At 55.3% G+C, this 246-nt stretch carries 1 pseudogene; it reads right to left on the bottom strand.

Features of this window, described 5'->3' with window-relative positions:
- Positions 1-140 precede the first annotated feature (140 nt).
- Positions 141-246, bottom strand: a pseudogene (locus ACZYOF_RS45040) (IS5/IS1182 family transposase); the annotation flags it as partial.

The raw sequence follows: 246 nt of genomic DNA, 5'->3' as shown, positions 1-246 counted from the left end.
AGAATAAGGCTGCCTAAACACTCATCCCGAAGGTGATCATGCATACGACCGGACGATCCGCCCACCCGACCACCATCCGCACCGATCTTGGCGCGATTTTCGTTTCGTTGGAGCTCAGCCGCTCTAGGTCGCGTGGACAGTTATCTTAGCCAGAGCAGAGTTGCGGCGATAGCGACGACAGCGAAGTAATTTCGTGCGGTTTTTTCGTAGCGCGTAGCAACGCGCCTGAAACGCTTCAGTTTCGAG

This window comes from Bradyrhizobium sp. LeoA1Lang (assembly GCF_055413685.1).
This window is presented reverse-complemented; position numbering and strand designations above follow the sequence as displayed.